Here is a 2,869-nt window from a genome sequence, read left to right as displayed (position 1 = left end):
TGGAACGCCCCCGCGCGCGGCCGCTGTGGCGCCGGCTCGGCCGCTACGCGATGCCGGGGCTGGCGGCGGCATTGGCGGCGGGAGGCATCGTGGCGGAGGAAGCGGCCGATCGATCCTACTCGAGCTACCTGCGCGCCGCCGAACCCGGCGAGATCCGGCGCCTCTATCGGCAGACGGAAGACAGGGACGCGCTGTCGACGGCCCTTTGGGTGGGAGCCGAGACAGCGCTGGTTTGCGCGCTCCTGTCCTGGGTTCTTCCTGAGAGACACGACGATGGGCGCCGAGACGCCGGGAATCGCCTCTCCCCGGATTCCGGTGCCGAGAGGGACGGGCGGGCGAGTCCGGGCGCGGAAGGGCGCGGGGGACAGTCGCGGTGAGGGGGCGGCGCGCGGCAGTCCTGCTCGTGGGGCTCCTTGCAATCGCCGGGTGCGAGGAACGCGAACGCGCGAATCCTTTCGATCCGTCAAACCCCGACACGGGTGGGATTCCGTTTCTTCTCGATGCGCGCGCGGCCCATGGGCGTGTGGACCTCGTCTGGGAGACCGGCGGCATATCGGGGATCGGCCTCGCGCGGGTCTTCCGCCGCGAGGCGCCCGACGGGCCGATCGTCTCCCTGACCCCCGGCGGGGTCGACCCGGCCCTGCTGGCGTACACCGACCAAGGCGCCCTCGACGGAGTCGAGTACGAGTACCGCCTCGAGTTCGAGCTGTCGTCGGGGACGGCGCTTCCGACCCGGTGGGATCAGGCGCGGCCGGGACCGGAGATTCCCTGGGTGGCCGACAGCGACGGCGGCGGGCTCGCGAGATTGACGCCTGACGGACGGGATCTCGTGGAGCGGATCGAGAGAGGGCGCTGGTTCCTCGATCTCGCGGCCGACACGGTCGCCAACGCGATCTGGTCGGCCGACTACCTTGCTGGGAAGATTCTCAAGCACGCCTCCGACGGCGGCTCCGCTTCCGTGACCTGGGACATGCCGCAAGCGCGGGCCGTCGCGCTCGGCGCGGGCGGGGAGCGCGTCGTCGCAGGGTCGTTCGGCGACGGCAGGATCGAGGAGCGCGACGCCGATGGCCGACTGCTCTGGTCGGACGTGACCGGGCTCTACCTGGAGGATCTCATCGTCGCGAGCGACGGCGCCGTCTGGGTCGGGGGGCGCCTCGCGGAGGAGACCGGGGAGATCCAGATCTACCGCGATCGAGTCCTGAGCGCGCGCCGTCCCGGCTTCGGGCATCCCGTGGCTATGGTCGAGGAGGATCGCGCGATCATCGTCCTCGACGCGAGGAAGGGGAGCCTCTTCCGCTTCGCGCTCGATGGAAGCTCCGGGGGGCGGAGCGACTCCGTCCTGGTCGATCCGCGCGATCTCTGCCCCGATGGAGAGGGTGGCGTCTGGGTCGCCGATCGGGGCCGCGCCGCGCTCGTGCGCTTCGACCGGGAGCTCAAGGAGTCGGCGAGCGTCCCTCTGCCCGGCGTCCTCGGGATCACGCGCGACGCGAGGGGGGGAAGACTGTGGGCGGCGGGGGAGGAGGGGATTCATGTCCTCGATCGCGCGGGCTCGACCGTCTCGCGACTCGCCCTCGGGCCGCGCGCCATCAAGGTCGAGCTCCTCTACCGTGGGGGGATCCGATGATCTACTTCGTCCAGGGGCGCTTCGTGCTGCAGGAAGAGGCCACGGTCTCCGTGCTGGATCGCGGCTTTCTCTATGGCGACTCGATCTACGAGACCCTCCGATCCCGCAACGGGAAGGTGCTCTTCTGGAAGGACCATCACGAGAGGCTCCACAGATCGGCGCGGCTGCTCGATCTTGAGATCGGGCGCGAGGAGCCCGATCCCCTTGCGATCCTGCGAGAGCTGATGAAGAGGAACAATCTCGCGACCGCCCGCATGCGCATCATCGTGAGCCGCGGCACGGGAGGCAGGGATCAGCTCGATGGCTTCACGCCGACCTGGGTCGTGACGATCGAGCCTTTCATAGAGCTGACCGAGGAGGAGTATCGGGAGGGGGTCGCGGCGATCCTCGTCTCGACCCGGAGGATGCCGATCGCCGCGCTCAGTCCCGAGATCAAGTCGAGCAATCTCCTGAACAACCTGCTCGCCCGCCGCGAGGCGGTCCGGGCCGGGGCCGCGGAGGGCATCCTGCTGAATCCCGCCGGCCTGCTGGCCGAGGGGGCGCACAGCAATCTCCTCTGGGTCTCGCCGGCGGGGACACTCTGCACCCCTCCCTGCTCCGTCGGGATCCTGAGGGGAGTCACTCGGGACAAGGTCCTTCGCGCGGCCCACGCTCTGGGCATGCCGGCGGCGGAGGTGGAGGCGGGACCGGAGGCCCTGGAGCAGGCACAGGAGATCATGCTGACGAGCACCTCGTGGGAAGTCCTGAGCGTCACGAGATACAACGGGAGGAAAGTCGGAGCGGGCGCGCGCGGCGAGTTCTCGCGCAGGTTGCGGGAAGCCCTGCGCGCCCTCTATGACGACCCCGAGGAGACGGCATGAGCGCGGCGGAGATCGTCGATCTCAGAAGCGACACGGTCACCAGGCCGACGGCGGAGATGCGGCGCGCGATCGCGGAGGCGGTCGTCGGCGACGATGTCTTTGGCGACGATCCGACGGCGCAGGATCTGGAGCGGCAGGTCGCCGCGCTCCTCGGGAAGGAGGCGGGAATCTTCGTCGCCAGCGGGACGATGGCCAACCAGGCCGCGATCGCCGTCCACACCAGTCCCGGAGAGGAAGTCCTCCTCGAGGAGCGCAGCCACGTCTATCTCTACGAGGCGGGGGCCCCGGCGGTCGTCTCCGGCGTCCAGGTCCATCCGCTGCCGGGCGAGAGCGGGTTGGTGGCGGCCGACACGTTGCGCGCGGCCCTGCGGCCGCCGAATGTCCA

General features: G+C 70.2%; 3 protein-coding genes. All 3 read left to right on the top strand.

Annotated elements, in window-relative coordinates; all coding sequences use genetic code 11:
• Nucleotides 1–373 precede the first annotated feature (373 nt).
• Entirely contained in the window at nt 374–1,624 is a 1,251-nt protein-coding gene (locus FJY88_13175) for a hypothetical protein (GenBank protein MBM3288278.1), read from the top strand.
• Nucleotides 1,621–2,484, top strand: coding sequence for a branched-chain amino acid aminotransferase (locus FJY88_13170; protein ID MBM3288277.1), 864 nt, complete (start codon nt 1,621–1,623; stop codon nt 2,482–2,484). The genes FJY88_13175 and FJY88_13170 overlap by 4 nt, the downstream gene beginning before the upstream one ends.
• A gap of 11 nt (nt 2,485–2,495) precedes the next feature.
• On the top strand, nt 2,496–2,869 hold a 374-nt coding region (locus FJY88_13165; GenBank protein ID MBM3288276.1), incomplete at its 3' end, for a low specificity L-threonine aldolase.

This window comes from Candidatus Eisenbacteria bacterium (assembly GCA_016867495.1).
In the GTDB taxonomy this organism is placed as follows: Bacteria; Eisenbacteria; RBG-16-71-46; order CAIMUX01; family VGJL01; genus VGJL01.
This window is presented reverse-complemented; position numbering and strand designations above follow the sequence as displayed.